Source organism: Methylobacterium platani (assembly GCF_001653715.1).
Lineage (GTDB): Bacteria > Pseudomonadota > Alphaproteobacteria > Rhizobiales > Beijerinckiaceae > Methylobacterium > Methylobacterium platani.
Genome location: NZ_LWHQ01000002.1, coordinates 1 through 25,031, shown reverse-complemented (window position 1 = coordinate 25,031; position 25,031 = coordinate 1). Strand labels below are relative to the sequence as shown.

The window sequence follows — 25,031 nt, the reverse complement described above, 5'->3', positions numbered from 1 at the left end:
TCGATCGGTGCAATTTTCTTAAAATGCGTGCCATTCCGGGGCGTTCGCTCCCGCCCGCCCTTCACCGCACGCTGACCTTACGGTGTGAAAAGCGTGGCCGCAGCCCGTGACAGGAAGGCAACGTCTGGGCAAAATCCCGGTCTGCTGGGAGCGTGGCGTTTGCTTCGCCAGGGATTCCCGATAGAAGCGGGGCTTAGGACCAGGGGCCTTCGCCTTCGCGAGAAGGCGATCGCCTACGGGTGCAAACCCGTACCGACAAAAAATGAGACGGGCCATTTGATGATGTCGATGACGGGTAAGCGCCGGCGTGCGTCGGCGAAGGGCGCCATTGTCATGGCCGCCACCATCGCCGCCAGCGGCAGCGCCTTCGCGCAGCAGATCGTCGTTCAGGGTAACTCCCGGATCGACCCGGATACGGTCCGTTCCTACGTGGTCGGCGTGTCGCCCGAGGAGGGCCGCCGCAACCTGATCGCCAGCGGCATGTTCTCCGACGTGCGCGTGTCGCATAGCGGCGGCCGCATCGTGGTGTCGGTGCGCGAGAACAACACGATCAACCGCGTCTTCTTCGAGGGCAACAAGAAGGTCGAGAAGGGGACGCTCGAGGGCATCGTCGAGTCGAAGTCGCGCGGCCCCTACAGCCAGGCGACCGTGAACTCCGACCTCGAGCGCATCCGCGAGGTCTACCGCCGCGCCGGCCGCGGCCTGGCCAAGGTGTCGGTGCGCACCGTCGACCTGCCGAACGGCCGCGTCGACGTGGTCTACACCATCGACGAGGGCGACAAGACCGGCGTCAAGGAAATCAAGTTCGTCGGCAACCAGGTCTACTCGGACGGCCGGCTCAAGGACCTGATGACGCTGTCGGAGATGAACCTCCTCAGCTTCGTCAAGACCTCGGACGTCTACGATCCCGACCGGCTCGCCAACGACCTCGACCTGATCCGGCGCTACTACCTGAAGAACGGCTACGCCGACTTCCGGATCGCCTCGGCCGATTCGCGCTTCGACGACGCCGCCGGCGGCTGGATCATCACCATCACGGTCGAGGAAGGCCAGCAGTACCGCGTCGGCGCGGTCTCGGTCGATTCCCGCATCCCGGGCGTCGACGGCACCGTGCTGCGCGACGAGCTGCGCACCGGCGTCGGCGACGTCTACAACGCCGAGGACGTCGAGAAGACCCTGACCGGCGTCACCACCACGGTGGCGCGCAACGGGCATCCCTTCGCCCAGGTCCGCCCGACCGGCGAGCGCGACCGCGCCACCGGCACCGTCGCCCTCGGCTACATCGTCGAGGACGGGCCGAAGGTCTACATCGAGCGCATCAACGTGCGCGGCAACACCCGCACCCGCGACTACGTCGTGCGGCGCGAGCTCGACCTCACCGAGGGCGACGCCTACAACCGCGTGCTGGTCGACCGGGCCGAGCGCCGGCTGAACGGCCTCGGCTTCTTCAAGAAGGTGCGGTTCTCCAACGAGCCCGGCTCCGCCCCCGACCGCGTCGTCGTGAACATCGACGTCGAGGATCAACCGACCGGCTCGTTCTCGGTCGCCGGCGGCTACTCGACGGCGGACGGGATCATCGGCGAGGTCTCGGTCTCGGAGTCGAACTTCCTCGGTCGCGGCCAGTACGTCCGCCTCGCCGGCACCGCCGGCCAGTACACCCGCGGCGTCGACTTCTCGTTCACCGAGCCGTATTTCCTCGGCTACCGCCTCGCGGCCGGCTTCGACGTCTTCAACAAGTACAGCGACCAGACCCGCTACTCGCGCTACGTGACCGACGTGGTCGGCGGCCAGCTCCGCCTCGGCCTGCCGATCACCGAGGAGTTCGGCATCACGCTGCGCTACTCGATCTACAACACCGACCTGAAGATCCCGAACACGCTCAAGCGGCCGTACAACGACTGCTCGGTGCCGATCCCGGGCTACACCCAGGTCTACGATCCGGGCACGATCCTCAACGGCCAGAACGTCGGCGGCCTGGCCCAGTACCCGCGCTGCGCCTATGACGGCGAGGCCTCGATCGCGCTCAAGGAGGCGGTCGGCTCGACGCTGACCTCGCTCGCCGGCGTGACGCTCGCCTACTCGACCCTCGACAACCTGCAGCTGCCGCGCAACGGCTTCTACGGCGAGTTGAAGCCCGAATATGCCGGCATCGGCGGCGACTCGAAGTTCTTCCGCGTCACCGGCGAGGCCCGCTACTACAAGGAGCTGTACGAGGACGTCGTCGGCTTCGTGAAGTTCCAGGGCGGCCACGTCCTGCCGACCGAGGGCAACTCGCTCCGCGTCACCGACCAGTTCTTCCTCGGCCCGTCGCTGGTCCGCGGCTTCGCGCCGAACGGCATCGGCCCGCGCGACGTCGGTTCGGCCGACGCCCGCTCGAACGCGATCGGCGGCACGACCTATGTCGGCGCCTCGGTCGAGGTGCAGTTCCCGATCTGGGGCCTGCCCCGCGACCTCGGCCTGAAGGGCGCGGTCTTCGCCGATGCCGGTACGCTGTTCGGCTACAAGGGCCGCCGCACCTTCGACGTCAACGGCGACGGCTTCATCAACGGCTTCAGCCCGACCGGCGGCTGCAACTTCAACGCGCTCAACATCGGCGTCGAGCCGGAATGCGTGAACGTCCGCGACAAGCAGACGATCCGCTCGTCGGTCGGTGCGTCGATCCTGTGGAACTCGCCGCTCGGCCCGATCCGCTTCGACTACGCCTACGCCCTCTCGAAGGACGAGGGCCAGAAGGTCTTCGGCGCAGACGGCACCTATTACGGTCGGGTCGGCAAGGACCAGACGCAGGCGTTCCGCTTCTCGGGCGGCTCGCGCTTCTAAGGACTTCTCCCGGCGGGCGCCGACGGCGCCCGCCCACCGAATCGACGGCCGCGGGGCGCTCCCGCGGCCGTTTTCGTTTGTGCCCTCCGGCGCGAGCCGCTAGTCCGGGCGCCCTCCCCTCGGCGGGCCGGTCCGGCCCGCCAGGCCCCAGCGGATGCAGGCGATGTCGGAACCGGTCTTCTTCCCCCTCGCGGGCCCCGTCCCCCTGCGCGAGGTCGCGGCGCTCTCCGGCGCCGCCCTGCCGCCCGAGGCCGACGGCGAGGCGGTGATCCGCGCGGCGGCGCCGCTCGAGAGCGCCGGCCCGGACGAGCTGGCCTACATGGACAACGCCAAGTACACCGAAGCCCTCGGGACGACCCGGGCCCGCGCCTGCCTGGTCTCGCCGCGCTTCGCCGCCCGGGTGCCGGCCGGCACGATCGCGCTCGTCACGCCGCAGCCCTACCGGGGCTTCGCGAAGGTCCTGGCGCGCCTGTTCCCGAGCGCCGCCCGCCCGACCTCGCTGTTTGCCGCCACCGGGGTCTCGCCCGGCTCCTTCGTCCATCCGACCGCCCGGCTCGAGCCCGGCGTGATCGTCGATCCCGGCGTGGTGATCGGGCCGGAGGCCGAGATCGGCGCCGAGACGGTGCTGGCGGCGGGCTGCGTCATCGGCCCGGGCGTGCGGATCGGGCGCGGTTGCGCCATCGGGGCGAACGCCTCGGTGCTGCACGCCTTCCTGGGGAATCGGGTGATCGTGCATGGCGGCGCCCGCATCGGCCAGGACGGGTTCGGCTTCGCCATGGGTCCGGGAGGCCACCTCAAGGTGCCGCAGGTCGGCCGGGTCATCATCCAGGACGACGTCGAGATCGGCGCCAACACCACCATCGACCGCGGCGCCAGCCGCGACACCGTGGTGGGCGAGGGCACCAAGATCGACAACCTGGTGCAGATCGCCCACAACGTCGTCATCGGCCGCCACTGCGTGATCGTCGCCCAGGTCGGCATCTCGGGCTCGACGACGCTCGAGGATTACGTCGTGCTCGGCGGGCAGGTCGGGGTGGTGGGCCACCTGCGTATCGGCATGGGCGCGCAGATCGCCGGATCGAGCAACATCAACAAGGACGTGCCGGCCGGCGCCCGCTGGGGCGGCACCCCGGCGAAGCCCGTGCGCGAGTGGTTCCGCGAGATGACGACGCTCAAGAACCTCGCGGCGCGCGCCCGCGACGAGGGCAGCGAGGGCTGACGCCCCGTTCCCGCCGCAAAAGGCTTGCATCCGCCGCGCTTCTCGCCAAAGACGGCGCACCGACGACCGGCGCGTATCCGGGGCAGCCACGAGGGAGCCTGACACCATGACCGAGATGCCTGCCGAGCTGGGTACGGCCGACATCCTGCGGGTGATGGAGCTCCTGCCCCACCGCTACCCGTTCCTGATGATCGACAAGATCGTGCAGATCGACCGGGACGAGAGCTGCATCGGCATCAAGAACGTCACGATCAACGAGCCGCACTTCACCGGCCACTTCCCGGCAGCCCCGGTCTTCCCGGGCGTGCTGCTGATCGAGGGCATGGCCCAGACCGCCGGCGCGATCTGTTGCGCCCACAAGCTCAAGGGCGACGCCAAGCCGAGCAAGGTCTTCTTCATGACCATCGACAAGGCGAAGTTCCGCAAGCCGGTCGTGCCGGGCGACGTGGTCGAGTACCACATGCGCAAGACCAGCAACCGCCGCTTCATGTGGTGGTTCAAGGGCGAGGCCAAGGTGAACGGCGTGCTGGTGGCCGAGGCCGAGATCGGCGCGATGCTGGTGACGGAATGAGCGATCCTCTCGAGACCCGCATCCACCCGAGCGCGGTGGTCGAGGACGGCGCGGTCCTCGGCGCCGGCGTCGAGATCGGGCCGTTCTGCCATGTCGGACCGCAGGCTGAGCTCGGCGACGGCGTCAGGCTCGTCAGCCACGTCGTCGTGGCCGGCCGCACCACGGTCGGCCCGCGCACCCGGATCTACCCCTTCGCGTCGATCGGCCACCCGCCGCAGGACCTGAAGTTCCGCGGCGAGGACTCGACCCTGACGATCGGGGCCGATTGCCAGATCCGCGAGGGCGTGACGATGAATCCCGGCACCGCCGGCGGCGGGCTGGCGACGGTGGTGGGCGATGCCTGCGCCTTCCTCGCCAACAGCCATGTCGGCCACGATTGCCGCATCGGCAACCACGTGGTGTTCTCCAACAACGTGATGCTGGCCGGCCATTGCCAGGTCGGCGACTACGCGATCCTCGGCGGCGGCGCCGCGGTGATCCAGTTCGCCCGGGTCGGCGCGCATTCCTTCGTCGGCGGCCTGTCGGGCCTCGAGAACGACCTGATCCCCTACGGCATGGCGGTCGGCAACCGCGCCCACCTGTCGGGGCTCAACATCATCGGGCTGCAGCGCCGCGGCTTCTCCCGCGAGGAGATCCACGCGCTGCGCCGCGCCTACCGCCTGCTGTTCGCCCTCGAAGGCACCCTGATGGAGCGGGTCGAGGACGTGGCGGCGGAATTCGACCAGCACCCGATCGTGCAGGAGATCCTGGCCTTCATCCGCGAGGGCGGCAAGCGCTCGGTCTGCACCCCGCGCGAGGCCCCGGGTCCCGCGTGACGGGGCCCGCGTGATGGCCGAAGCGGCGGCGCGCGCCGAGACCGGTACCGGCCCGGTCGCGATCGTCGCCGGGGCCGGCCGGCTGCCGCTCCTCATCGCCGCGTCCCTCGATCGCGCCGGGCGCGCCTGCCGGGTGCTGGCGATCCGCGGCTTCGCCGATCCGGCGACGCGGCGGCGGGCCGATGCCACGGTCGACCTCCTCGACGTGCGCGGCGCCCTCGAGACCTTGTGCGCCTGGGCGCCCGCCGGCGTGACGCTCGCCGGCGCCGTGGCGCGGCCGAGCCCGGCCGCCCTCCTCAACACGATGGCCGCCTACCGCAACCGCGAGGCGCTGCGCTCGCTGGCCTCGGGCGGCGACGACCACCTGCTGCGCGGCGTGCTGGCGCTCCTGGAGGAGCACGGCCTGCAGGTGCTCGGCGTGCGCGACCTCGCCCCCGACCTGATGGCGCCGGCCGGCCGCTTCGGGCGCGTGAGCCCCGACGAGGCGGCGGAGGCCTCGGTCGCGTCCGGCCGGGCGCTGCTCGCCGGCCTGTCGCCGCACGACGTGGGACAAGCCGCCGTGGTGGCGAGCCGGCGGGTGCTGGCGGTCGAGGGGCCGGAGGGCACCGACCGGATGCTGGCCCGGGCCCGGGCGCTCGCCCGCCGCCCGCTCGGCCTCGGCCGCCCGCCCGCCGCGATGGTGCTGGTCAAGCGCGCGAAGGACGGCCAGGACCTGCGGGTCGATCTGCCGGCGATCGGCCCGCGCACGGTGAAGCGGGCGGCGCAGGCCGGCTGCCTCGGCATCGCGGTCGGGGCCGGCGACACCCTGGTGCTCGACCGGCCCGAGACGGTGGCCCTCGCCGATCGCCTCGGCCTCTTCCTCCTCGGCTTGCCTGCTGATTCGTTGCCGCCCGACCCGGAGTCCCCTCGTTGAGCGAGCGTCCCCTCACGATCTGGCTCGTCGCGGGCGAGGAATCCGGCGACCAGCTCGGCGCCAAGCTGATCCGCTCCCTGCGCGCCGTCTCGGGCAGCCCGCTCGCCCTCTCCGGCGTCGGCGGCGACGCGATGGCGGCGGAGGGCATGGCTTCGCTGTTCCCGCTCGAGGACGTGGCGGTGATCGGCTACCTCGCGGTGGCCGCCCGCATCCGCCTCCTGATGCGGCGCATCCGCCAGACCGTGCGGGCCTGCGTGGCGGCCCGGCCCGACGTGCTCGTCATCATCGACAGCCCGGGCTTCACCCACGCGGTGGCGAGCCGGGTGCGCCGGCAGCTGCCGGACCTCGCCGTGGTCGATTACGTCAGCCCGAGCGTCTGGGCCTGGCGGCCGTGGCGGGCGAAGACCATGCGCGGCTACATCGACCACGTGCTCGCCCTGCTGCCGTTCGAGCCCGACGCCCATCGCCGCCTCGGCGGGCCGGCCTGCACCTATGTCGGCCACCCGCTGATCGAGCGCCTGGGCGAATTGCGCCCCGGCCCGGCCGAGATCGCGGCGCGCCAGGCCCCCGAACCGGTGCTCGCGGTGCTGCCGGGCTCGCGCCGCACCGAGATCGAGCGCCTGATGCCGATCTTCGGCGCCACCCTCGCCGCCCTGCGGGCGCAGGGCCACGCCTTCACGGTCGAGCTGCCGGCGGTCGCCCGCCACCGCGCCCTGGTCGCGCGTCTCGCCGCCGCCTGGACGGTGCCCGCACGCCTGGTCGACGGCGAGGCGGACAAGCTCGCGACCTTCCGGCGCGCGCGCGCCGCGCTCGCGGCGTCGGGCACCGTGACGCTCGAACTGGCGCTTTCCGGCGTGCCGATGGCGGTGGCCTACCAGGTGCCGAAGATCGAGGAGGTGATCGTGCGCCGCCTGATCCAGGTGCCGACGATCGTGCTGCCGAACCTGATCCTCGGCGAGAACGCCATCCCCGAGCTGATCCAGGCCGAGTGCACCCCGGAGCGGCTCGCCGCGGCGCTCGGGCCCCTCCTGCCCGACGGGCCGGCCCGGGCGGCGCAGGAGGCGGCGCTCGCCCGCCTCGACGCGACGATGCGGCTGCCCGACGGCGACGATCCGAGCCGCAGCGCCGCCCGGATCGTGCTGGCCGCGGCCGGACGGCGCGCCGTCACCGCGCCTTGAGATAGGCGAGCATCGTCCCGGCATCCGAGACCGCGAGGCCGACCCCGGGCGGGTCGTCGCGAAAGCCGGGCTCGATGAACATCTTGGCGATCGTGCCGTCCACGACATGCATGGAATAGCGCCAGCTGCGCATCCCCATTCCCTGCCGGCCGCGCCTGACCAGCATGCCCATCTGGCGCGTGAAGTCGGCATTGCCGTCGGGCAGCATGAACACCCGCTCGATGCTCTTGGAGCGGGCCCACTGGAACATCACGAAGGCGTCGTTGACCGACAGGCAGATCACCTGATCGATGCCGAGGGCGGCGAAGTCGTCGGCATGCTGCTCGTAGCCCGGCAGGTGGTCGTCGGAGCAGGCCGGCGTGAAGGCGCCGGGGAGCGCGAACAGCACGATGTTGCGGCCGCCGAACACCTCCGCCGAGGTGAGGTCCTTCCACTCGAACGGGTTGGGTCCAGCGAGGGCGTCGTTCCTGACGCGGGTGTGGAAGGTCACGTCCGGAACGGTGGCGGGCTGCATGGAAACCTCGCGGGCGAGCGAAACGGGCGCCACGAACCTACCTTCCGGGCAGGGCGGCCGCCACGGGGAAAATCACCGGGGCCGGTCGGCAGACGGTGCGGCGGCGCCGGCCCGCGGCGTGGCGCCGACGAAGCAACGCCGCCCGGCCGGGACCGCATCGGGACCGATCTCCCGTAATCGTCCGGGGGCCGCTCCGCGTGCCCCGGCCGCACCCGGATCGTTCCGCGACAACAACGCGGCATAGTCGCGCAACTAAAAAATCGCACACCATCTATTCGCCCAGATTGATATTTTTTCCTCGTGCCTATCTCCTGGCCGGAAGAGAGCCGGACCGCGTTGCCGTGTGGTTCAGCCAGCGGCACGGGGGCTTTCGGATGGTGGACATATCGGAGAAGCCGGATCTCGGCGGCCTCGGGCCGGCCGTCACCGCGCGCGGGCCGGTCGACGTCACCGACACCCATTCGGACATCTTCTTCGCCGCGGTCGAGACGACGCGGATGCCGATGATCGTCACCGATCCGCACCAGCCGGACAACCCGATCGTCTTCGCCAACCAGGCCTTCCTGCGCATGACCGGCTACACGCCGGAGGAGCTGGTCGGCACCAATTGCCGCTTCCTGCAGGGTCCCGAGACCGACCGCGAGACGGTGTCGGAGGTACGTCGCGCCATCGCCGAGCGCAAGGAGATCGCGACCGAGATCCTGAACTACCGCAAGGACGGCTCGACCTTCTGGAACGCGCTGTTCGTCTCCCCGGTCTACGACAAGAAGGGCGCCCTGGTCTATTTCTTCGGCTCGCAGCTCGACGTGTCGCGACGGCGCGACGCCGAGCAGGCCCTGCACCAGGCCCAGAAGATGGAGGCGCTGGGCCAGCTCACCGGCGGCATCGCGCACGACTTCAACAACCTGCTCCAGGTCATCAGCGGCTACACCGACGTGGTGCTGGCGCTCGCCGAGCATCCGCGGATCGACGCGACCCGGCTGCTGGGCGCCGGCCAGGCGATCCGCGCCGCGACCGACCGGGCGGCGCGGCTGACCCACCAGCTCCTCGCCTTCGCCCGCAAGCAGCGCCTCGACGGTCGGGCGCTCAACCTCAACACCCTCGTGCGCGGCATGAACGAGATCACCGGGCGCACGCTCGGCGACCACATCGTCGTCGAGACGGACCTCGCGCCCGAATTGTGGAACTGCCGCATCGACCCGACCCAGGCCGAGGTGGCCCTGCTCAACGTGCTCCTCAACGCCCGCGACGCGATGCCGGGCGGCGGCACGGTGACGATCCGGACCGAGAACGTGACCATCGACGACGAGATGGCCCTGCTGCTGATGGTGCGGCCGGGCGCTTACGCGGTGGTGCAGATGCAGGATACCGGCCTCGGCATGCCGCCGGAGATCCTGGCGCGGGTGATGGAGCCGTTCTTCACCACCAAGGAGGAGGGGCGCGGCACGGGCCTCGGCCTCGCGATGGTGTACGGCTTCGCCAGGCAATCGGGCGGCACGGTGCGGATCACCTCCGAGATCGGGCACGGCACCACCGTGCGCCTGCTGTTTCCCGCCACCGACCAGGCAGTGGTCGCCGAGCGCCGTCCCGCCCCGCGCTCCGTCGACCGGAGCGGCACCGAGACGATCCTGGTGGTCGACGACCGCCCGGACGTCGCCGAGACCGCCCGGGTGATCCTGGACGATTTCGGCTACACCGTGCTCGTCGCCCACGGCCCCCGGGAGGCGCTGGACATGCTCGACACCGGCGGCAAGGTCGACCTCCTGTTCTCCGACCTCATCATGCCCGGCGGCATGAACGGCGTGCTGCTCGCCCGCGCCGCCCGCGAGCGCCAGCCGCGGATCAAGGTGCTGCTCACCACCGGCTACGCCGAGGCCTCGATCGAGCGGACCGATGCCGGCGGCAGCGAGTTCGAGATCCTCAACAAGCCCTACCGCCGGATGGAGCTGGCCCGCCGGGTGCGGCTGACCCTCGACGGGCCGACGGGGGTGGGGTAGCGGGCGGGGCGGGCCCGGGCTGTCGCCCCGCCTCCGTTCAGAGCGCCTTGGTGAAGTAGACCCCGACCCCGCCCCGGAACGGCTCCTCGCGCTCGATGACGAAGCCGGCCCGCCGGTAGAACTCGACGTTGCCGGCGAATGCCTGGTTCGTTCCGAGCTTGATCGCGGTGTGACCGAGTTCGCGCGCGACCGCCTCGGCCCGCCGCAGCATCGCCCGGCCGAGTCCCCGGCCGTGATGGTCCGGGGACACGGCCAGGTTCTCGACCCAGAGATGATCGGCCCGCGGGATCGTCTCGACGAGCGCCGCGAGCGCGCCGTCCCGCTCCATGAGGTCGAAGCGGTGAAGGCGCACCGCCCGTGCGTAGTCCGCCGTCATCGGTACGGGCTCCCGGCCGATCACCGGCACCCACTTCGCGTAGGCTGCCCGCACCAGGGCCCGGATCGCCGGGACGTCCGCCTTCGTCGCGGGGCGGACGGCCTCGACATCCGATGCGGCCGCAACCGCCGTCACCTCGACCTCGACCAGCGCATCCGGCCGTGCCAGCCCCGCCACGATGATCACTGTGACGGCGGCGGGCCTGTCGGACGCCCAGCGCGCCCGGCGCACCTGCCCGAGTTCCGGAAGGTCGGCGGGGCGTGTCAGGAAGAACGTCGCCTTGGCGACCTGCGCCAGCCCCAGGCCGGAGGCAGCGAGCAGCGCCTCGACGTTGTCCATCGCCTGCCCGAGCTGGCGGGAAAAGTCCTCGCGCATCAGGCCGTCCGGCGCGACGCCGAACTGGCCGGAGACGAACAGGGTGCGGCCGGCCGGCGCCTCGCGGGCATGGGTGTAGATCGGGCGGAACGCCTCCGGCACGGTCCAGACGGTCGGCGGGTTGATGCTCGTCACGGTCGTTCGCCTTGCTTGCGCCCCGGCCCCGAGGGATCGGGCTCCAACCGCACGGGGCAGGTGACGCCCCGCCGCGCCCACGGCCGCGAGGCTCGGGAGGACGCGATCCGGTCTGGGTGCAAGCGAGCGGCGCGGGGGCCGCTCAAGCTGGCGAGGCGCTACACGCCCCCGTCCCGCCGACCGCGTCGGACGCGGCGTCGGCCTCGGACGGTCATCGTCGGGCGGGTCGGGCTCATGCGGGGAAGCTAGAGCGGATTGTCCACGGCGGCAACGGATACGCGCCGAGCCTTCGGATCCACCATCCCTGGAGCCCGGACGACCGCACCGGCCTCGAGCTGCATGATCGACGCGATGGTCGCCGACAGACCTTTTTCAATCCCATGCGACGTCGCTCGGGCCTCGACGGAATGTCGCGCCCTACGCCGCTCAGTCGTGCGGTTCGCCCAGGAACCCACCTTCCGATCATATGTTATCAGATCACTCACCGCGGCGTACCGCAGATCACGGGAGATACGAGAATGGCGGACAAGAAGCAGCAGTCTCAATCGACCAATACTGATCATACCCGCCACAATCACAAGAATCCCGAGACGCCGAACCAGGGCACCGTGCAGCATTCGGATGACGGCCGGCTGAAGGAGAACCGCGACAAGGGCATCCATCGCGGCGACAAGGAGTAGGATCCGGGCGCGAGCCGGGACGAGAGGGCCGCCGCGAGGCGGCCCTTTTCTTTGGCCTCGACGATGCCGAACCCCTCGACATCGTCCCGGGGCCGCGCAAGCGGAGCCCGGGATCGATGACCGCTGACGATCCAGGACGAAGCGGGGCGGGGCGGGCACCGCCTCGTTCTCCAAGGCCGGCGGTCATGATCCCGGGTCCTCGTCCTCGACGAGCCCCGGGACGACGTCGCGAGCCCCGAAGGCTCCCGACGTCCTCAGGCCGCCGGACGCCCGTCGCGCCAGGGGCGCAAGGCGTCCGGGATGCGGAAGTCGCGCGGCACCGCGAAATCGCGGGCGGCGCCGTGGGCGGCCGCGAGGCCGCCCGGGAAGCCGCTGCGGTGATGGTACTCGTACCGCCCCGGCGGCGGCAGGCGCTTGTCGGCCGTGAGGCCCTGGACGCAGACGATGTCGGCCAGCGTCACGCCCGCCACCGCGGCGGTGGCGAGCGCGAGGCTGCCGGCGCGGGGGTTGTCGCCCTCGAAGCCGGTCGCCAGGGTGGCGAGGTCGAGGGCGTCGCCCGCGACCCGTCCCCAGATCCACGGCGTCGGGTCGTGGCTCATCAGGATCGCCGCGCCGGTGGCGACCTCGCGGGCGCCGTAGGCCTGGACCAGGGCCTCGCGGCCCTCGAGCCCGAGCGCGCGGCAGAGGGCGCGCGGCGCCAGGATCTCGGCGAGGCCGAGCCCGATCGAGAACCAGCCGAGGCCGCGGGCGAGGGCATCGTGCGCGGAGCGGGAGCGGGGATTCACGGTTCTGGTCATGACTGGATTCCTGGCTCCCCCCTCACGGCCGGATCATCACCTTGATGCAGCCGTCCTGCTTGTCGCGGAACGTGCGGTACATCTCCGGCCCCTGCTCCAGCCCCACCGTGTGGGTGATGACGAAGGACGGGTCGATCTGCCCCTCCTCGATCCGCCGCAGCAGGTCGTCGGACCAGCGGTTGACGTGGGTCTGGCCCATCCGGAAGGTCAGGCCCTTGTTCATCGCCGCGCCGAACGGCACCTTGTCGATCAGCCCGCCATAGACGCCGGGGATCGACAGGACGCCGGCCGGGCGGCAGGCCATGATCATCTGGCGCAGCACGTGCGGCCGGTCGCTCTCCAGCATCACCGCCTGCTTGGCGCGGTCGTAGATCGCGTCGAGCGAGGTGGTGGCGTGCGCCTCCATCCCGACCGAGTCGATGCACTTCTCCGGCCCCTTGCCGTCGGTCATGTCGTTGAGCTTGGCCACGACGTTCGATTCCGCGTCGAGGTCGATCGTCTCGGCGCCGCCGGCCCGGGCCATGGTCAGGCGCTCGGGCACCCGGTCGATGGCGATGACGCGCCTGGCGCCGAGCAGGATCGCCGAGCGGATCGCCATCTGGCCGACGGGGCCGCAGCCCCAGATCGCCACCGTGTCCTCCGGCTGGATGTCGCACTGCACCGCCGCCTGCCAGCCGGTCGGGAAGATGTCGGAGAGGAAGAGCAGCTTCTCGTCCGGGATGCCGTTGGGCACCTTGATGTGGGTGGCATCGGCATACGGCACCCGCAGGTACTCGGCCTGGCCGCCGGCATAGCCGCCGGTGAGGTGGGTGTAGCCGAACAGGCCCGCGGTGGTGTGGCCGAAGGCGGTCTCGGCAAGCTTGGCGTTGCGGTTGGTGCGCTCGCAGACCGAGAAGTTGCCGCGCCGGCACTGCTCGCACTGGCCGCAGATGATGGTGAACGGCACCACGATCCGGTCGCCGACCTTCAACGCCTTGTTGTCGCGTCCGACCTCGACCACCTCGCCCATGGTCTCGTGGCCCATGATGTCGCCCGACTTCATGCCCGGCATGAAGTGGTCGTAGAGGTGCAGGTCGGAGCCGCAGATGGCGCAGGAGGTCACCTTGATGATCGCGTCGCGCCCGTCCTCGATCGTCGGATCGGGAACCGTGTCGCAGCGGATATCCGCCGTGCCGTGCCAGACGAGGGCTTTCATCGCTGATCCGTCTCCGGGCTCTTCGTGCCGCGGACGGACCGGGATTGGCCTTCTCGCGCGCACGGGCCGGCCGCCGGCAGGGATGCATATACTCCCCACCGGTAGGCGGCGATGCCGGGACAACCGATCAGCGTTGGGCCTGTTCCTTGACGCCCGATGCCCTCAGCGCGGGCGGGGCGCCGCGCCGCCGCGGCGCAGCTCCAGGGTCGCCCAGCCCTCGATCAGCCGGCGGCGGCGCAGGCGGAAGCCTTGCGCGGCGTAGGCCGAGAGCACGCCCGGCACGTCGCGGGGGATCAGGCCGGAGAGGACGAGGGTGCCGTCCGTCGCCACCGCGCGGGCGAGGCTGGGGGCGAGCCGCATCAGCGGCCGGGCCAGGATGTTGGCGAAGACGAGGTCGTAGCCGCGGGCGACGCGGGCGAGCGGATGGCGCAGGCCCGGCGCCTCGTAGAACGCCATCAGGTTGGCGAGCCCGTTGAAGGCGGCGTTGGTGCGGGCGGTCGCGACCGCCTCCGGGTCGAGGTCGCCGGCGATGACCTTCGTGTGCAGCAGCCGCGCGGCGGCGAGGCCGAGGATGCCGGTGCCGGTGCCGACGTCGAGGACGCGCTGCGGCCGGCGCCGCTTCACCTCGTCGACGAGGGCCCGGAGGCAGCCGAGCGTGGTGCCGTGGTGCCCGGTACCGAAGGCGAGGGCCGCCTCGATCTCGATCGGCAGGTCGTTCGGCTGCACCCGCTCGCGGTCGTGCGAGCCGTGGACCAGGATGCGGCCGGCCCGGACGGGCTTGAGGCCCTCGAGCGAGGCGCGCACCCAGTCCTGCTGGTCGATCGCCGCGAAGACCGCCTCGTCGGCCGCGTCGCCGACGATCGGGCGGATCAGCTCGCGCACCACCTCCTCGTCGGGCTCCTGCGAGAAGTAGGCTTCGAGGTGCCAGGTCCGGCCGTCCTCGGCCTCGAAGGCGGCGACCGCCGTCTCGGTCGGGTCGAAGACCTCGCCGATGAGGTCCGTCATGGCGCGGGCCGCGCGCTCGTTGGTATCGAGACGCAGCACGTGGGTCGGGCGATGGGGCGGCAGGCCTTCGAGCATGCCTGGCGCCATAGCATCCGCGCCGCCCGCCGTCACCGCCCCGTCACGCCGACGCGGCATCTCTCGCGGCGCGGCGCGCTCCGCGGCCCGCGCCGGCCCCGCCCGACGGTGTGGCACCGGCGACACGGTGGCTCCGGCGCCGGGACAGCACCGCATGTCGTCGGGGAACCGGCGCACCGGGTCGGCGTTCATAGCGGCGCCGGTCGCCAGAAGCCGGCCGTTGAAGGATCGAACGATGCGTACCCGAGTTCGCGAGCAGGTTCGGCCGGACGAGTCCGCCGCCCCCGCTCTGACTCCCGTGCGGGAACTCCCCGCGCTCAGGGATGCCACGACTTGGCGCCGCGCGGCGCCGCTCACCGCCGAGGATACGGCCCTGCCGGGCCGCATGCTCATGCTGCTCAGCCGGCTCCACCGGAGCGAGCTGCGGCTGAAGGCCGAGGCCGACGCCGCCGCGGAACCGCAGGGCGCCTGAACCGACCGGGCCTCACCCGTGCCCCGGATGGTCGCCGGCCGATCATCCGGGGCACCCGATCACCGGGATCGCCCCTCGCGTTCCGCGCCTTCCGGACGTCACGCACCCAGCCGCGATCCCAGGCGGGCATCCGGCACGTAGCCGCGATTCCACGCCGGGCTGATCACCACCTCGTTGAGGCAGACGTGCTTCGGGCGCGTCGCCACGAACAGGATCAGCGCCGCCATGTCGTCGGGCTGGAGCATGCGGGCGCGGTCCTCGGCGCTCACCGGCACCGGGCGCTTGTCGAGGATCGGCGTCGCCACCTCGGCCGGGCACAGGACCGTCGAGCGGATCCCGTTGACGCACTCCTCCATGTTGATGCTGTGGCTCATCGCCACCACGGCGTGCTTGGCCGCGGTATAGGCCGGGCCGCTCACCGGGCTGACGTACCGCCCGGCCCACGACGCGGTGTGGATCAGCACGCCGTCGCCCTGCGCCCGCATCAGCGGCAGCACCGCCAGCGAGGCGTAGAAGGCGCTCGACAGGTTGGCCTCGATCACCCCTTGCGCGCCCTCCGGCGACAGGGCGTCCCAGCGCCGCTCGCGCACGTTGCTGCCGGCATTGCTCACCAGCACGTCGAGCCGGCCGAAGCGCGCGGCGATCTCCGCGACGATGCCCTGGATGCGGCCGGCATCGGTGACGTCGCCGGGCGCGACCGCGGCCTCGCCGCCGGAGGCCGCGATGCGACCGGCCAGCGTGCGCAGCGGCTCCTCCCGGCGCCCGGTGAGCACCACGCGGGCCCCCGCCCCGGCGAGGGCCAGGGCCGCCGCCTCGCCGATGCCGCTGCCCGCGCCCGTCACCCAGGCGACCTTTCCGGCCAGGGTCTCGGTCATGGTCGTCTCCTCCCCGTTCTTGCCGGCCGCCGACCTTCCGCCGCGCGGCCGTCATGCCTGTCTGCCAAGGCAGGGCGGCGGGGCGCAAGCCCGCCGGGAAGGTCGTCGAGGGGGAAGAAGGCGATTCGTTCGGGATAGGACGACAATCCGAATCAAAGCGGCCCCCACGCAGCCGGATGCCGCGTGGAAGCCGCCGCACGCTCACGCATGGGCCAGTCGCGCAAAGCTGCGCATCGCCCCCATCAGTGCAGGTAACCCAGGAATAACAGGATCAGGATGATCGGAATCGGTATGCCGATCAACCACAGCAACCCACCTTTCATCATCGATGCCTCCATAACTCCATGAATACTCTGTAAGATCATAAACGGAGCGTAGCGCCTTCGGTTCCTGCCATCGTGACGGCGGGACCCGCGGACGGTGCGGGGCCGGCGCGTCCGACCCGCTCACGCCGCCCGCTCGACCGCCCCGGTCCCGGCCGCAACGCTGACCCGGTCGCGCCCGCACGCCTTGGCCTCGTAGAGCGCCGCGTCGGCGCGGGCGATCGCCGCCTGGATGTCGGGATCGCACCGCGCGACGGTCGCGACGCCTATGCTGACGGTGACCGGGATGGCGCTGCCCGCCGGGGCGATCTCCGCCGCCCGCGCGGCGGCGCAGAGGCGCTCGGCGATCTGCACCGCCTCGCTCGCGCCGAGGCCGACGAGCAGCACCACGAATTCCTCGCCGCCGAAGCGCGCGACGGTATCGGCCTCGCGCACGGCGTCCGCCAGCAGGGCGCCGACATGGCGGATCACCGCGTCGCCGGCATCGTGCCCGTGCTGGTCGTTGACGCGCTTGAAGTGGTCGATGTCGACGACGAGCACCGCGACCCGGCAGCGGCCGCCGCGCGCCTGCGCGAAGGCGTCCTCGGCGGGGGCCGCGAAGCCGCGGCGGTTGCGCAGCCCGGTGAGCACGTCGGTGCCGGCGACCTGGCGCAGGTCCTCGATCTGGCGCCGGTAGAACGCCGCGGCCCGGGTCGAGCGGAGGGCGGCGTCGCTGAGCTCGCGCTCCGCGGCGCCGATCCGGCGCAGCAGCGAGCGCAGGGCCGCCGAGAGCGCGACGAATTCCCGTGCCCCGTCGAGGCGCGGCAGCGTCGTGGCGTCGGCCTCGCGGCCGAACCGGTCCGCGGCCGCCGTCATCCGCCGCAGCGGCGCCGCGGCGCGGCGGCCGAGCCCCCAGGCGAGGGCGACGCCGACGAGCGCGATCCCGGCGCCGAGGCCGAGCAGCGCCTGGACCGAGCGCTGCACCGGCGCCAGGGCCTGCGCCTCCGGAAGGGCCGCCACGACGATCCAGCCGAGGCCGGGATCGCCGGCCGCGATCCCGCTGCCCTCGCCCGTCGCCGCCGAGGCGAAGCCGGCCAGCACCGTCTCGTCCCCGATCACCGCGGCGAAGCGGCCGCGCCCCTGCTCGACCATGGCGCCGATGCGCGCCGGCCCGAACGGCGTGGTGCCGAGATGCGGCCCCAGGATCACGCGGCCCTGCCGGTCGAGCACCCACAGGTCGGTGCCGGGCCGGCCCTCGTCGAGGAGGCGGCGGCGCGCCCGGATGGCCCAGTCCCAGCTCAGGTGGCCGCCGAGCACCCCGATGACGCGGCCGCCGGCATCGCGCACCGGCACCGCGAGGTCGACGAGGCGCAGCGGCTCGGGCTCGGACCGCACGAGGAGGCCGTTCAGCAGCGCCGCCTCGTGCACGTCGCCGACATTGGGCCTCGTCAGCCCGGTCTCGAACCAGGCCCGCCCGCTCATCGCCAGGCCCTCGAGCATGCCCTGCGTGCCGACCCGCACCCGCCCGTCCGGCGCGACGAAGCCGAGCCAGGCATAGTCCGGCGCCGTGGTGCGCATGGCCGTGAGGACGCCGCGGATCGTCGTCGCGTCGGCCCCCCAGCGCTCGCGCAGGGGGTCGAGGCCGGCGACGACCTGGATCTCGCGGAAGCGCTCGCGCAGGGTGGTGTCGAGGCTCTCGGCCATGCCGCCGGCGAGGCGGGCGAGGCGCGCCTCGGCCAGCCGGAGGGCGCTCCGGCGTTCGAGCCACACGGCGCCGCCCACCGTCGCCCCCACCAGGGCGAGGCAGAGCAGGCCGACCAGCGCGGCGAGCTGGTGCTCGAACCGAAGCCGATTCCTGAACGCCACGACGCCCCTCCGCGCGAACGAAGGGCCGTTCTCCCGCCTCTCCCGTAACGATCGGTTCAGGCGATCGCTCGCATTCGACCGATCGCACCGTCTCCTTGAGGAAAGTTTCCTAATCCTCGGCGGCCGGGCGGCGGCCCTGGCTGTGGAGGCGGCGCTCCCGCGCCCCGCGCTCGGCGGCGTCGGTGAGGTGGGTGATGAGGGCGCCGGCGGTGCCGAGGGGGATCAGCAGGAAGACCGTGCCGCCATCCGGCCCGCTCACCTCGGCCGCCAGGGTGTCGCCGCCGTCGATGGTGCTGACGGCGGTGATGCTGGTGATCGAGAGAACCCTGGGTCGCGCGTCGTCGGTCATGCCTGCCACTCTCCTGCGGCACAGATGCCATGACAGCAGCCACGCACAAATCCTAACATGATGCGAACGGGAAGGAATTCGACCGCTGTGCCGAGACGGTCGCCCTAGGCCGACCGGCCAGGGGCCGGTCGGTGCCGCCGGCCGGGGGCGGCCGCGGCCGCTCGCCTCACGGCGCCGCGCAGGTAAGGCCGCCCCCCTCGGCGCGCGCGACCTGCGGGTAGGCGCAGACCGGCCGCGACCACAGGACCGCCCCTCCGGCATCGCGCTTCGTCGCCACGAGCTCGCGCGGCGCCTCGCCGGCCTCGACCCAGCGCTCGAGCGCGGTCAGCGGATCGATGCCGGTATCGGCGATGCCCGGCCCCTCGGTGCCGATGCCGCAATGGTCCATGCCCGGCACCATGAACAGGCGCGCGGTGTCCCTGAGCGCGTCGAGGCCGCCGGCCGCCGCACCCTTGGGGGCCATCCCCTTGGGGGCCATCCCCTTGGCCAGCGCCTCGTAGAACGCGACGCTCATGAACGGCGTCACCAGCGGGTCGGCCCAGCCGTGGTAGATCAGGAGCTTGCCGCCGGCATCGCGAAAGGGCGCGAGATCGGCCGCAGGCCGCACCGTCCCGGCCGCCGGGTCGTAGGTGGCGGCGTTGTAGACCTGCGCCTGCGCCGCCATCCGGGCCGGATCGGCGGCGAAATCGAAATCCGTCACGCGGTAGGCCGGCCCGGGCGAGGGCCAGAACGCCATGTAGCGCAGGAAGTCGGCGGAGAAGAGCGGCAGGATCGCCGGCGCGTTGCCGAGCCCGGTGAGCCAGCGCGGCCAATGCGCCTCCGAGCCGAGCGGGATGCCGCCCGGATAGAGCTGGCGGCCGGCGCCGTCCGTCGGACCGGCATACCACTTCTCCACCACCCCGAGTTCGGCCTCGCTCAGGCACGTGTCCGAGGTGACGCCGGTGCAGCGGAGCGACGACGGCGTGAAGCCGCATTGCCGCGGATCGGCGACGAGACCCGCGCTCTCCTTGGTTCCGCAGGCCGCAGCCACCGCGTCCGCCACCAGCTTGACCCGGGGCGTCGTCAGGATCGGCTTGCCGTCGGCGCCGGTATTCGCCTTCGTGACCCAGGCGAAGGTGGTGGCGACGAGGCCGGTATAGTCGAGGGCCGGCGCCCCGCTGACGATCCCGTCGAAGTCCTTCGGGTATTTCAGCGCCTCCATCGCCGCCATGCGGCCGCCGGTGGAGCAGCCGGCGAAGTAGGATTTCTGTTGCGGCCGGTCGTAGAAGGCGCGCACCAGCACCTTGCTGACCCGGGCGGTCTCGGTCACCGCGCGCTGGCCCCAGTCCATCCGGGCGACGAGATCGCCGGCGGCCCAGCGCCCGTCGACCGAGCCGGTGCCCCAATGGCCCGAATCCATCGTCGAGGCGGCGTAGCCCCGGCGCAGGCCGTAATTCATCGCGTTGGTGAAGCCGGGCGCGTCGGAATTCAGGCCGCCGCAGAACCCGCCGCAGCCGGTGCCGTAATACTTGCCGTTCCAGTTCTGCAGCGGCAGGCGCACCTCGAAGCTGATCGCCGGCCGCACCGTGCCGAGCACCCGGCAATAGGCCGGCAGGTCGCCCGCGGCCGGCACTTCCGCGGCGGAGTGGAGGTTCACCGCCTCGATCCTGAGGTTGGCGAGCGCCCCGCACTCGCCAGCGAGCGCCGGTGCCGCCAACAGGCCGGCGGCCATGCCGACCGCGATCCCCACTCTCCGTCGCATCGTCCCCTCCCGGCTTTTCGAGGAGCTTAGCCGCAACCCCTTGCGCCGTCGCCAGCGGAATGCGCTAAACCCGCCGGAACGAGAGATCAGGGCGGGACGCGCGATGGCAGGCACCACGGCCGGCGACGGGTTCGAGGATTTCGGCACCTACGACTACATCGTGGTCGGGGCGGGTTCGGCGGGCTGCGTGCTGGCCAACCGGCTCTCGGCCGATCACCGCCGGCGGGTCCTGGTGCTGGAGGCGGGCGGGCGCGACAACTGGATCTGGTTCCACATCCCGGCCGGCTACCTCTTCGCCATCGGCAACAAGCGGGCCGACTGGCTGTTCACCACGCAGGCCGAAGCCGGCCTGAACGGGCGCCAGCTCGCCTATCCGCGCGGCAAGGTCATCGGCGGCTCGTCGGCCATCAACGCGATGATCTACATGCGCGGCCAGGCCGCCGATTACGACGGCTGGCGCCAGCTCGGCCTCGAGGGCTGGGGCTGGGACGACGTGCTGCCACATTTCCTCAGGCACGAGGACCACATCGCGCCGCCCAACGGCTTCCACCGCTCCGGCGGCGAGTGGCGCGTCGAGCCGCCGCGGATCCGCTGGGCGATCCTCGACGCGATCCGCGACGCGGCGGAGGCCGCCGGGATCCCGAAGATCCCGGACTTCAACACCGGCGACAACGAGGGCTCGTCCTATTTCCAGGTCAACCAGCGCAGGGGCCGGCGCTGGAGCGCGGCCCGCGGCTTCCTGAAACCCGCGCTGGCCCGCCCGAACCTGCGGCTCGAGACCGGGATCCACGTCGAGCGGGTGCTGATCGAGGACGGCCGCGCCGCCGGCGTGGTGTTCGCGCGCGGCGGGCAGCGCTTCCTCGCCCGGGCGACCGGCGAGGTCGTGCTGTCGGCCGGCGCCGTCGCGACGCCGAAGCTCCTGGAACTCTCCGGCATCGGCGACGGGGCGCGGCTCCGGGACCTCGGGATCGACGTCGCGCACCACGCGCCGGGTGTGGGCGAGAACCTCCAGGACCACCTGCAGATCCGCCCGGTCTACAAGGTGACCGGCGTACCGACCCTCAACCTGACCTACGCCAACCTCGTCAAGCGCGGCTGGATGGGCGTCGAATACGCGCTGTTCCGCACCGGACCGCTCACCATGGCGCCGAGCCAGGTCGGGGTGTTCACCCGCTCCTCGCCCGATTACGCCACCGCCAACCTCGAATACCACTTCCAGCCGCTCTCGCTCGACAAGTGGGGCGAGGGCCTGCACCCGTTCGGGGCCTTCACGGCGAGCGTCTGCAACCTGCGCCCGTCGAGCCGCGGCAGCGTGCACGCCGCGAGCCCCGACCCGCTCGCGCCCCCGGAGATCCGCCCGAACTACCTCTCGACCGAGGAGGACCGCCGGGTGGCGGTGGATTCGCTGAAGCTGACCCGCCGCATCGTCGCCCAGGCGCCGCTCGCCCGCTACCGGCCCGAGGAGCACCTGCCGGGGCCGGGCATCGCGAGCGATGCCGAGCTGCTCAAGGCCGCCGGCGACCTCGGCACCACGATCTTCCATCCCGTCGGCACCGCCCGGATGGGGGCCGACCACGATGCCGGCGCGGTGCTCGACGCGCGCCTGCGGGTGCGCGGGATCCGGGGCTTGAGGGTCGCCGACGCCTCGGCGATGCCGCGCATCACCTCGGGCAACACCAACTCGCCGACGATCATGCTCGCCGAGAAGGGCGCCGCGATGATCCTGGAGGACGCGCGGTGAGCTACTCCGCGGCCATCAGCACCGGCGCCCGCTGGCCCTGCGACAGGTAGATCAGGCAGGAACAGCGCAGGAGCGAGGCGAAGTTGCGCACCTCGCCGTGGCGCTCCAACACCTCGTCATGCAGCTTGGTGGCGAACTTCGCCACGCTCAATCCCTCCTGGCGGGCGATCTCCTCCAGGATGCCCCAGAACGCGGTCTCGAGGCGCAGGGAGGTGCAGTGCCCGCCGATCCGCAGCGAGCGCGTCTCGTAGGCATAGCGCTCCGGCGTCTGCTCGGCGAAAATCCGGCACATTGGGGGCTCCTCCCTGGCTGTTGCGCGAAGAATATTGAAGTCCGGCGCCGATCGGCAAGCGGCCGATGCGTCGCGGGCGAGACGATCGCGGTGCAGTATTTTCCCCGCACGACCACGGTGCGTATCCGCGACAAACGCGCATCGTCCGTGCAGCCTTGGCGGTGACGCTGCGTTTAATCCCGAAGATCCGGGAGGACGCGATGGCGCAGGAGACATTGTCCGAGGGGCTGATGCGGACGAAACCGATCGACCGCCTGCGGCAGGACGCCGAAGGCGGTGGTCACGGCCTCGAGCGGACGATGGGCCCGTGGAGCCTGGTCGGGCTCGGCATTGGGGCGATCATCGGCGCCGGCCTGTTCTCGCTGACCGGTATCGCCGCGGCGGAGAATGCCGGCCCCGCGGTGGTGATCTCCTTCGCCATCGCGGCGATCGGCTGCGCGCTCGCCGGCATGTGCTACAGCGAGCTCGCCAGCATGATCCCGGTCTCGGGCAGCGCCTACACCTATGCCTACGCCACGATGGGCGAGTTCGTCGCCTGGATCATCGGCTGGGACCTGGTGCTCGAATACGCGGTCGGCGCCGCCACGGTGTCGGTGAGCTGGTCGAAATACGTCGCGACGCTGCTGCAGGACTGGGGCATCACCCTGCCGCCGCGCCTGCTCCACTCGCCGTTCGAGACGGTGCAGCTCGCCGACGGCTCGAGCGTCCACGGTCTCGTCAACCTGCCGGCGGTGCTGATCCTGTGCCTGATCTCGCTGCTGCTGATGCGGGGCGTGCGCGAATCGACCCGGGTCAACGGCGTGATCGTGGTCGTGAAGGTCGCGGTGGTGCTCGCCGTCGTCGGCGTCGGCCTGTTCTACGTCAAGGCGCAGAACTACGTGCCGTTCATCCCCGAGAACACCGGCACCTTCGGCGAGTACGGCTGGAGCGGCATCATGCGGGCCGCCGGCGTGGTGTTCTTCGCCTATATCGGCTTCGACGCGGTCTCGACGGCGGCGCAGGAGGTCAAGAACCCGCAGCGCACGATGATGGTCGGCATCCTCGGCTCGCTCGCGATCTGCACCGTGCTCTACATCGCCTTCGCGGCGGTGCTGACCGGCCTCGTCCCCTACGCCCAGATGAAGGGCGATGCGGCGCCTGTCGCCACCGCCATCAAGCAGACGCCGTTCCCCTGGCTCCAGAGCCTGGTGACGCTCGGGGTCATCGCCGGCTTCACCACCGTGATGCTGGTGCTGCTCTACGGCCAGTCGCGGGTATTCTACGCCATGGCGAACGACCGGCTGCTGCCGAAATTCTTCGCCGCGGTCCACCCGACCTGGCGCACGCCGTACCGCTCGAACCTGTTCTTCATGGTGTTCGCGGCGCTCCTCGGCGGGCTCACGCCGATCAGCACGCTCGGCCACATGACCAGCATCGGCACGCTGCTCGCCTTCATCATCGTCTGCGCCGGCGTCGTCATCATGCGGCGCACCCACCCGGACGAGCCGCGCGGCTACCGCGCGCCGCTGGTGCCGTTCGTGCCGGCGGCCGGCATCCTGGTCTGCCTCGCGATGATGCTCTCCCTCGACGGCGAGACCTGGCTGCGGCTGGTGGTCTGGCTGGCGATCGGGCTCGCGATCTATTTCGGCTACGGCCGGCGCCACAGCCGCGTCGGCCGCGAGGCGGCGCGCTGACCACTCCCCTCCCCCTGGCGACGCGGCCCGGGACTGGGTTAAGGCAGTCCGATCCCGCGCGGCACGCGCCAGGAGGTCATGTCATGGAGATTCACCGGAGCGGATCCCGTCCGTCGCAGACGGGCTCCGCCGAGTACTTCACCGGCCGCGTGCGGATCGACCCGCTGATGAGCCCGCCGGACCCGGCCCGCGTCGCCGGCGCCCACGTCACCTTCGAGCCGGGCGCGCGGACGGCCTGGCACACCCACCCCCTCGGCCAGACCCTGATCGTCACCGCCGGTCTCGGCTGGGCTCAGGAAGAGGGCGGTGCGATCGAGGAGATCCGCCCCGGCGACGTGGTGTGGTTCCCGCCCGGGGTGCGGCACTGGCACGGCGCGAGCGCCGCCACCGGCATGAGCCACATCGCCATCCAGGAGAAGCAGGACGGCAGCGCCGTGACCTGGCTCGAACCCGTGACCGACGCCGAATACGGCGCGCGATAAAGGACCCGCCATGCCGCACGTCATCGTCAAGCTCTATGCCGGCCGCAGCGACGAGCAGAAGCAGCGCATCGCCGACGAGGTCACCAAGGCCCTGATGAGTGCCGCGGGATCCTCGGAAGGCTCGATCTCGGTCGGGATCGAGGATGTCGAGCCGAGCGCCTGGACGTCGACCGTCTACGAACCCGACATCGCCGCCAAGGCCGAGACGATCTTCAAGAAGCCCGGCTACGCACCGGCGTAAGCGCGAAAACCCCCGCCGGGCGCGCCCGGCGGGGGTTTTCGTGTGGTTGGTTGCGGGGACAGGATTTGAACCTGTGACCTTCAGGTTATGAGCCTGACGAGCTACCGGGCTGCTCCACCCCGCGCCAGGGTGTTGTCGCGATGAGGGAAGGTGACGTGCTTGGCAGGTCTGGCGGTGACCGACTCTCCCGTGTCTTGAGACACAGTACCATAGGCGCTGGGGCGGTTAACGGCCGAGTTCGAGATGGGATCGAGTTCTGATCACCCCGCTCAGACCACCAGACCGGCCAAGCACGTTCGTCCGGCAAGCATTCGTCATCGTGTGTGGTTGTG

At 71.6% G+C, this 25,031-nt stretch carries 23 protein-coding genes, 1 tRNA gene and 1 rRNA gene; 13 read left to right on the top strand and 12 right to left on the bottom strand.

The features are described 5' to 3' along the window. The first annotated feature begins 279 nt into the window (after positions 1-279). From bamA to lpxB, 6 genes are all read left to right on the top strand, one after another. Complete coding sequence (bamA, locus tag A5481_RS00525; protein ID WP_048434933.1) at positions 280-2,820, top strand: outer membrane protein assembly factor BamA; 2,541 nt, start codon at positions 280-282, stop codon at positions 2,818-2,820. A 163-nt stretch (positions 2,821-2,983) separates the two neighbouring features. Continuing rightward, positions 2,984-4,039 carry a UDP-3-O-(3-hydroxymyristoyl)glucosamine N-acyltransferase gene (gene lpxD / locus A5481_RS00520; protein WP_048434934.1) on the top strand — a complete coding sequence of 352 codons (1,056 nt, stop codon included), beginning with the start codon at positions 2,984-2,986 and terminating at the stop codon, positions 4,037-4,039. Positions 4,040-4,154: 115 nt separating this feature from the next. Next, positions 4,155-4,610, top strand: coding sequence for a 3-hydroxyacyl-ACP dehydratase FabZ (fabZ, locus tag A5481_RS00515; RefSeq protein ID WP_395413591.1), 456 nt, complete (start codon positions 4,155-4,157; stop codon positions 4,608-4,610). Continuing rightward, on the top strand, positions 4,607-5,425 hold the full coding sequence (lpxA, locus tag A5481_RS00510; RefSeq protein WP_048434936.1) for an acyl-ACP--UDP-N-acetylglucosamine O-acyltransferase: 819 nt from the start codon (positions 4,607-4,609) through the stop codon (positions 5,423-5,425). Before fabZ ends, lpxA begins: the two co-directional genes overlap by 4 nt. A gap of 13 nt (positions 5,426-5,438) precedes the next feature. Further along, positions 5,439-6,338, top strand: a complete 900-nt coding sequence (locus tag A5481_RS00505; protein ID WP_048434937.1) for an LpxI family protein — start codon at positions 5,439-5,441, stop codon at positions 6,336-6,338. Further along, entirely contained in the window at positions 6,335-7,516 is a 1,182-nt protein-coding gene (lpxB, locus tag A5481_RS00500; RefSeq protein ID WP_048434938.1) for a lipid-A-disaccharide synthase, read from the top strand. The genes A5481_RS00505 and lpxB overlap by 4 nt, the downstream gene beginning before the upstream one ends. Here lpxB and A5481_RS00495 read toward each other — a convergent pair. Further along, entirely contained in the window at positions 7,503-8,030 is a 528-nt protein-coding gene (locus tag A5481_RS00495; protein ID WP_048434939.1) for a peroxiredoxin, read from the bottom strand. The genes lpxB and A5481_RS00495 overlap by 14 nt on opposite strands. Positions 8,031-8,404: 374 nt before the next feature. On the opposite strand from A5481_RS00495, the gene A5481_RS00490 reads away from it, so the two are divergent. Further along, positions 8,405-10,027, top strand: coding sequence for a hybrid sensor histidine kinase/response regulator (locus tag A5481_RS00490; RefSeq protein ID WP_082984879.1), 1,623 nt, complete (start codon positions 8,405-8,407; stop codon positions 10,025-10,027). A 37-nt stretch (positions 10,028-10,064) separates the two neighbouring features. On the opposite strand, the gene A5481_RS35815 is transcribed toward A5481_RS00490, so the two are convergent. Beyond that, a complete protein-coding gene (locus tag A5481_RS35815; RefSeq protein ID WP_156655603.1) occupies positions 10,065-10,913 on the bottom strand; it encodes a GNAT family N-acetyltransferase in 849 nt (282 codons plus the stop codon). Between the two features lie 518 nt (positions 10,914-11,431). Here A5481_RS35815 and A5481_RS33185 point away from each other — a divergent pair. Further along, positions 11,432-11,593 carry a hypothetical protein gene (locus tag A5481_RS33185; protein WP_156311909.1) on the top strand — a complete coding sequence of 54 codons (162 nt, stop codon included), beginning with the start codon at positions 11,432-11,434 and terminating at the stop codon, positions 11,591-11,593. 254 nt (positions 11,594-11,847) lie between these two features. On the opposite strand, the gene A5481_RS00480 is transcribed toward A5481_RS33185, so the two are convergent. The 3 genes from A5481_RS00480 to A5481_RS00470 all read right to left on the bottom strand — a co-directional run bounded on the left by A5481_RS00480 (position 11,848) and on the right by A5481_RS00470 (position 14,665). After that, positions 11,848-12,390: a hypothetical protein gene (locus A5481_RS00480; protein ID WP_048434940.1), complete on the bottom strand. Its 543-nt coding sequence runs from the start codon at positions 12,388-12,390 to the stop codon at positions 11,848-11,850. Between the two features lie 22 nt (positions 12,391-12,412). Then, entirely contained in the window at positions 12,413-13,585 is a 1,173-nt protein-coding gene (locus A5481_RS00475) for a zinc-dependent alcohol dehydrogenase (RefSeq protein WP_048434941.1), read from the bottom strand. 162 nt (positions 13,586-13,747) lie between these two features. Continuing rightward, positions 13,748-14,665 carry a 50S ribosomal protein L11 methyltransferase gene (locus A5481_RS00470; RefSeq protein WP_048434942.1) on the bottom strand — a complete coding sequence of 306 codons (918 nt, stop codon included), beginning with the start codon at positions 14,663-14,665 and terminating at the stop codon, positions 13,748-13,750. A gap of 235 nt (positions 14,666-14,900) precedes the next feature. On the opposite strand from A5481_RS00470, the gene A5481_RS00465 reads away from it, so the two are divergent. Continuing rightward, the gene (locus A5481_RS00465) at positions 14,901-15,137 is read left to right on the top strand and encodes a hypothetical protein (protein ID WP_048434943.1); all 237 of its coding nucleotides are present in this window, start codon (positions 14,901-14,903) and stop codon (positions 15,135-15,137) included. Between the two features lie 98 nt (positions 15,138-15,235). On the opposite strand, the gene A5481_RS00460 is transcribed toward A5481_RS00465, so the two are convergent. The 4 genes from A5481_RS00460 to A5481_RS00445 form a co-directional block, all read right to left on the bottom strand. Then, positions 15,236-16,012 (bottom strand): SDR family oxidoreductase, encoded by a 777-nt coding sequence (locus A5481_RS00460; protein WP_048434944.1) that lies wholly within the window; start codon positions 16,010-16,012, stop codon positions 15,236-15,238. A gap of 446 nt (positions 16,013-16,458) precedes the next feature. Beyond that, on the bottom strand, positions 16,459-18,180 hold the full coding sequence (locus A5481_RS00455; protein WP_048434945.1) for a sensor domain-containing diguanylate cyclase: 1,722 nt from the start codon (positions 18,178-18,180) through the stop codon (positions 16,459-16,461). A gap of 109 nt (positions 18,181-18,289) precedes the next feature. After that, the gene (locus A5481_RS00450; RefSeq protein ID WP_048434946.1) at positions 18,290-18,529 is read right to left on the bottom strand and encodes a hypothetical protein; all 240 of its coding nucleotides are present in this window, start codon (positions 18,527-18,529) and stop codon (positions 18,290-18,292) included. 166 nt (positions 18,530-18,695) lie between these two features. After that, on the bottom strand, positions 18,696-20,270 hold the full coding sequence (locus A5481_RS00445; RefSeq protein ID WP_082173208.1) for a tannase/feruloyl esterase family alpha/beta hydrolase: 1,575 nt from the start codon (positions 20,268-20,270) through the stop codon (positions 18,696-18,698). Between the two features lie 103 nt (positions 20,271-20,373). On the opposite strand from A5481_RS00445, the gene A5481_RS00440 reads away from it, so the two are divergent. Beyond that, positions 20,374-22,011: a GMC family oxidoreductase gene (locus A5481_RS00440; protein WP_048434947.1), complete on the top strand. Its 1,638-nt coding sequence runs from the start codon at positions 20,374-20,376 to the stop codon at positions 22,009-22,011. 1 nt (position 22,012) lies between these two features. Here the strand turns inward: A5481_RS00440 and A5481_RS00435 are convergent, their stop codons facing one another. Beyond that, positions 22,013-22,303 carry a ribbon-helix-helix domain-containing protein gene (locus A5481_RS00435; RefSeq protein WP_048434948.1) on the bottom strand — a complete coding sequence of 97 codons (291 nt, stop codon included), beginning with the start codon at positions 22,301-22,303 and terminating at the stop codon, positions 22,013-22,015. A gap of 200 nt (positions 22,304-22,503) precedes the next feature. Between A5481_RS00435 and A5481_RS00430 the strand changes: the two genes are divergently transcribed. The 3 genes from A5481_RS00430 (at position 22,504) to A5481_RS00420 (ending at position 24,699) form a co-directional block, all read left to right on the top strand. Then, positions 22,504-23,976, top strand: a complete 1,473-nt coding sequence (locus tag A5481_RS00430) for an amino acid permease (RefSeq protein ID WP_048434949.1) — start codon at positions 22,504-22,506, stop codon at positions 23,974-23,976. Between the two features lie 83 nt (positions 23,977-24,059). After that, positions 24,060-24,458, top strand: coding sequence for a (R)-mandelonitrile lyase (locus A5481_RS00425; protein WP_048434950.1), 399 nt, complete (start codon positions 24,060-24,062; stop codon positions 24,456-24,458). Between the two features lie 10 nt (positions 24,459-24,468). Then, entirely contained in the window at positions 24,469-24,699 is a 231-nt protein-coding gene (locus A5481_RS00420; RefSeq protein ID WP_048434951.1) for a tautomerase family protein, read from the top strand. 47 nt (positions 24,700-24,746) lie between these two features. On the opposite strand, the gene A5481_RS00415 is transcribed toward A5481_RS00420, so the two are convergent. Continuing rightward, a tRNA-Met gene (locus A5481_RS00415) sits at positions 24,747-24,823 on the bottom strand. A 42-nt stretch (positions 24,824-24,865) separates the two neighbouring features. Then, a 5S ribosomal RNA gene (gene rrf / locus A5481_RS00410) occupies positions 24,866-24,981 on the bottom strand. Between the last annotated feature and the right edge of the window lie 50 nt (positions 24,982-25,031).

What these genes read in the sequence shown, in the direction of transcription:
- bamA (WP_048434933.1), top strand. Translation starts at nt 280, where the DNA reads ATGATGTCGATGACGGGTAAGCGCCGGCGTGCGTCGGCGAAGGGCGCC.
- lpxD (WP_048434934.1), top strand. Translation starts at nt 2,984, where the DNA reads ATGTCGGAACCGGTCTTCTTCCCCCTCGCGGGCCCCGTCCCCCTGCGC.
- fabZ (WP_395413591.1), top strand. Translation starts at nt 4,155, where the DNA reads ATGCCTGCCGAGCTGGGTACGGCCGACATCCTGCGGGTGATGGAGCTC.
- lpxA (WP_048434936.1), top strand. Translation starts at nt 4,607, where the DNA reads ATGAGCGATCCTCTCGAGACCCGCATCCACCCGAGCGCGGTGGTCGAG.
- A5481_RS00505 (WP_048434937.1), top strand. Translation starts at nt 5,439, where the DNA reads ATGGCCGAAGCGGCGGCGCGCGCCGAGACCGGTACCGGCCCGGTCGCG.
- A5481_RS00495 (WP_048434939.1), bottom strand. Translation starts at nt 8,030, where the DNA reads ATGCAGCCCGCCACCGTTCCGGACGTGACCTTCCACACCCGCGTCAGG.
- A5481_RS00490 (WP_082984879.1), top strand. Translation starts at nt 8,405, where the DNA reads ATGGTGGACATATCGGAGAAGCCGGATCTCGGCGGCCTCGGGCCGGCC.
- A5481_RS33185 (WP_156311909.1), top strand. Translation starts at nt 11,432, where the DNA reads ATGGCGGACAAGAAGCAGCAGTCTCAATCGACCAATACTGATCATACC.
- A5481_RS00480 (WP_048434940.1), bottom strand. Translation starts at nt 12,390, where the DNA reads ATGACCAGAACCGTGAATCCCCGCTCCCGCTCCGCGCACGATGCCCTC.
- A5481_RS00475 (WP_048434941.1), bottom strand. Translation starts at nt 13,585, where the DNA reads ATGAAAGCCCTCGTCTGGCACGGCACGGCGGATATCCGCTGCGACACG.
- A5481_RS00470 (WP_048434942.1), bottom strand. Translation starts at nt 14,665, where the DNA reads ATGCTCGAAGGCCTGCCGCCCCATCGCCCGACCCACGTGCTGCGTCTC.
- A5481_RS00465 (WP_048434943.1), top strand. Translation starts at nt 14,901, where the DNA reads ATGCGTACCCGAGTTCGCGAGCAGGTTCGGCCGGACGAGTCCGCCGCC.
- A5481_RS00460 (WP_048434944.1), bottom strand. Translation starts at nt 16,012, where the DNA reads ATGACCGAGACCCTGGCCGGAAAGGTCGCCTGGGTGACGGGCGCGGGC.
- A5481_RS00450 (WP_048434946.1), bottom strand. Translation starts at nt 18,529, where the DNA reads ATGACCGACGACGCGCGACCCAGGGTTCTCTCGATCACCAGCATCACC.
- A5481_RS00445 (WP_082173208.1), bottom strand. Translation starts at nt 20,270, where the DNA reads ATGCGACGGAGAGTGGGGATCGCGGTCGGCATGGCCGCCGGCCTGTTG.
- A5481_RS00440 (WP_048434947.1), top strand. Translation starts at nt 20,374, where the DNA reads ATGGCAGGCACCACGGCCGGCGACGGGTTCGAGGATTTCGGCACCTAC.
- A5481_RS00435 (WP_048434948.1), bottom strand. Translation starts at nt 22,303, where the DNA reads ATGTGCCGGATTTTCGCCGAGCAGACGCCGGAGCGCTATGCCTACGAG.
- A5481_RS00430 (WP_048434949.1), top strand. Translation starts at nt 22,504, where the DNA reads ATGGCGCAGGAGACATTGTCCGAGGGGCTGATGCGGACGAAACCGATC.
- A5481_RS00425 (WP_048434950.1), top strand. Translation starts at nt 24,060, where the DNA reads ATGGAGATTCACCGGAGCGGATCCCGTCCGTCGCAGACGGGCTCCGCC.
- A5481_RS00420 (WP_048434951.1), top strand. Translation starts at nt 24,469, where the DNA reads ATGCCGCACGTCATCGTCAAGCTCTATGCCGGCCGCAGCGACGAGCAG.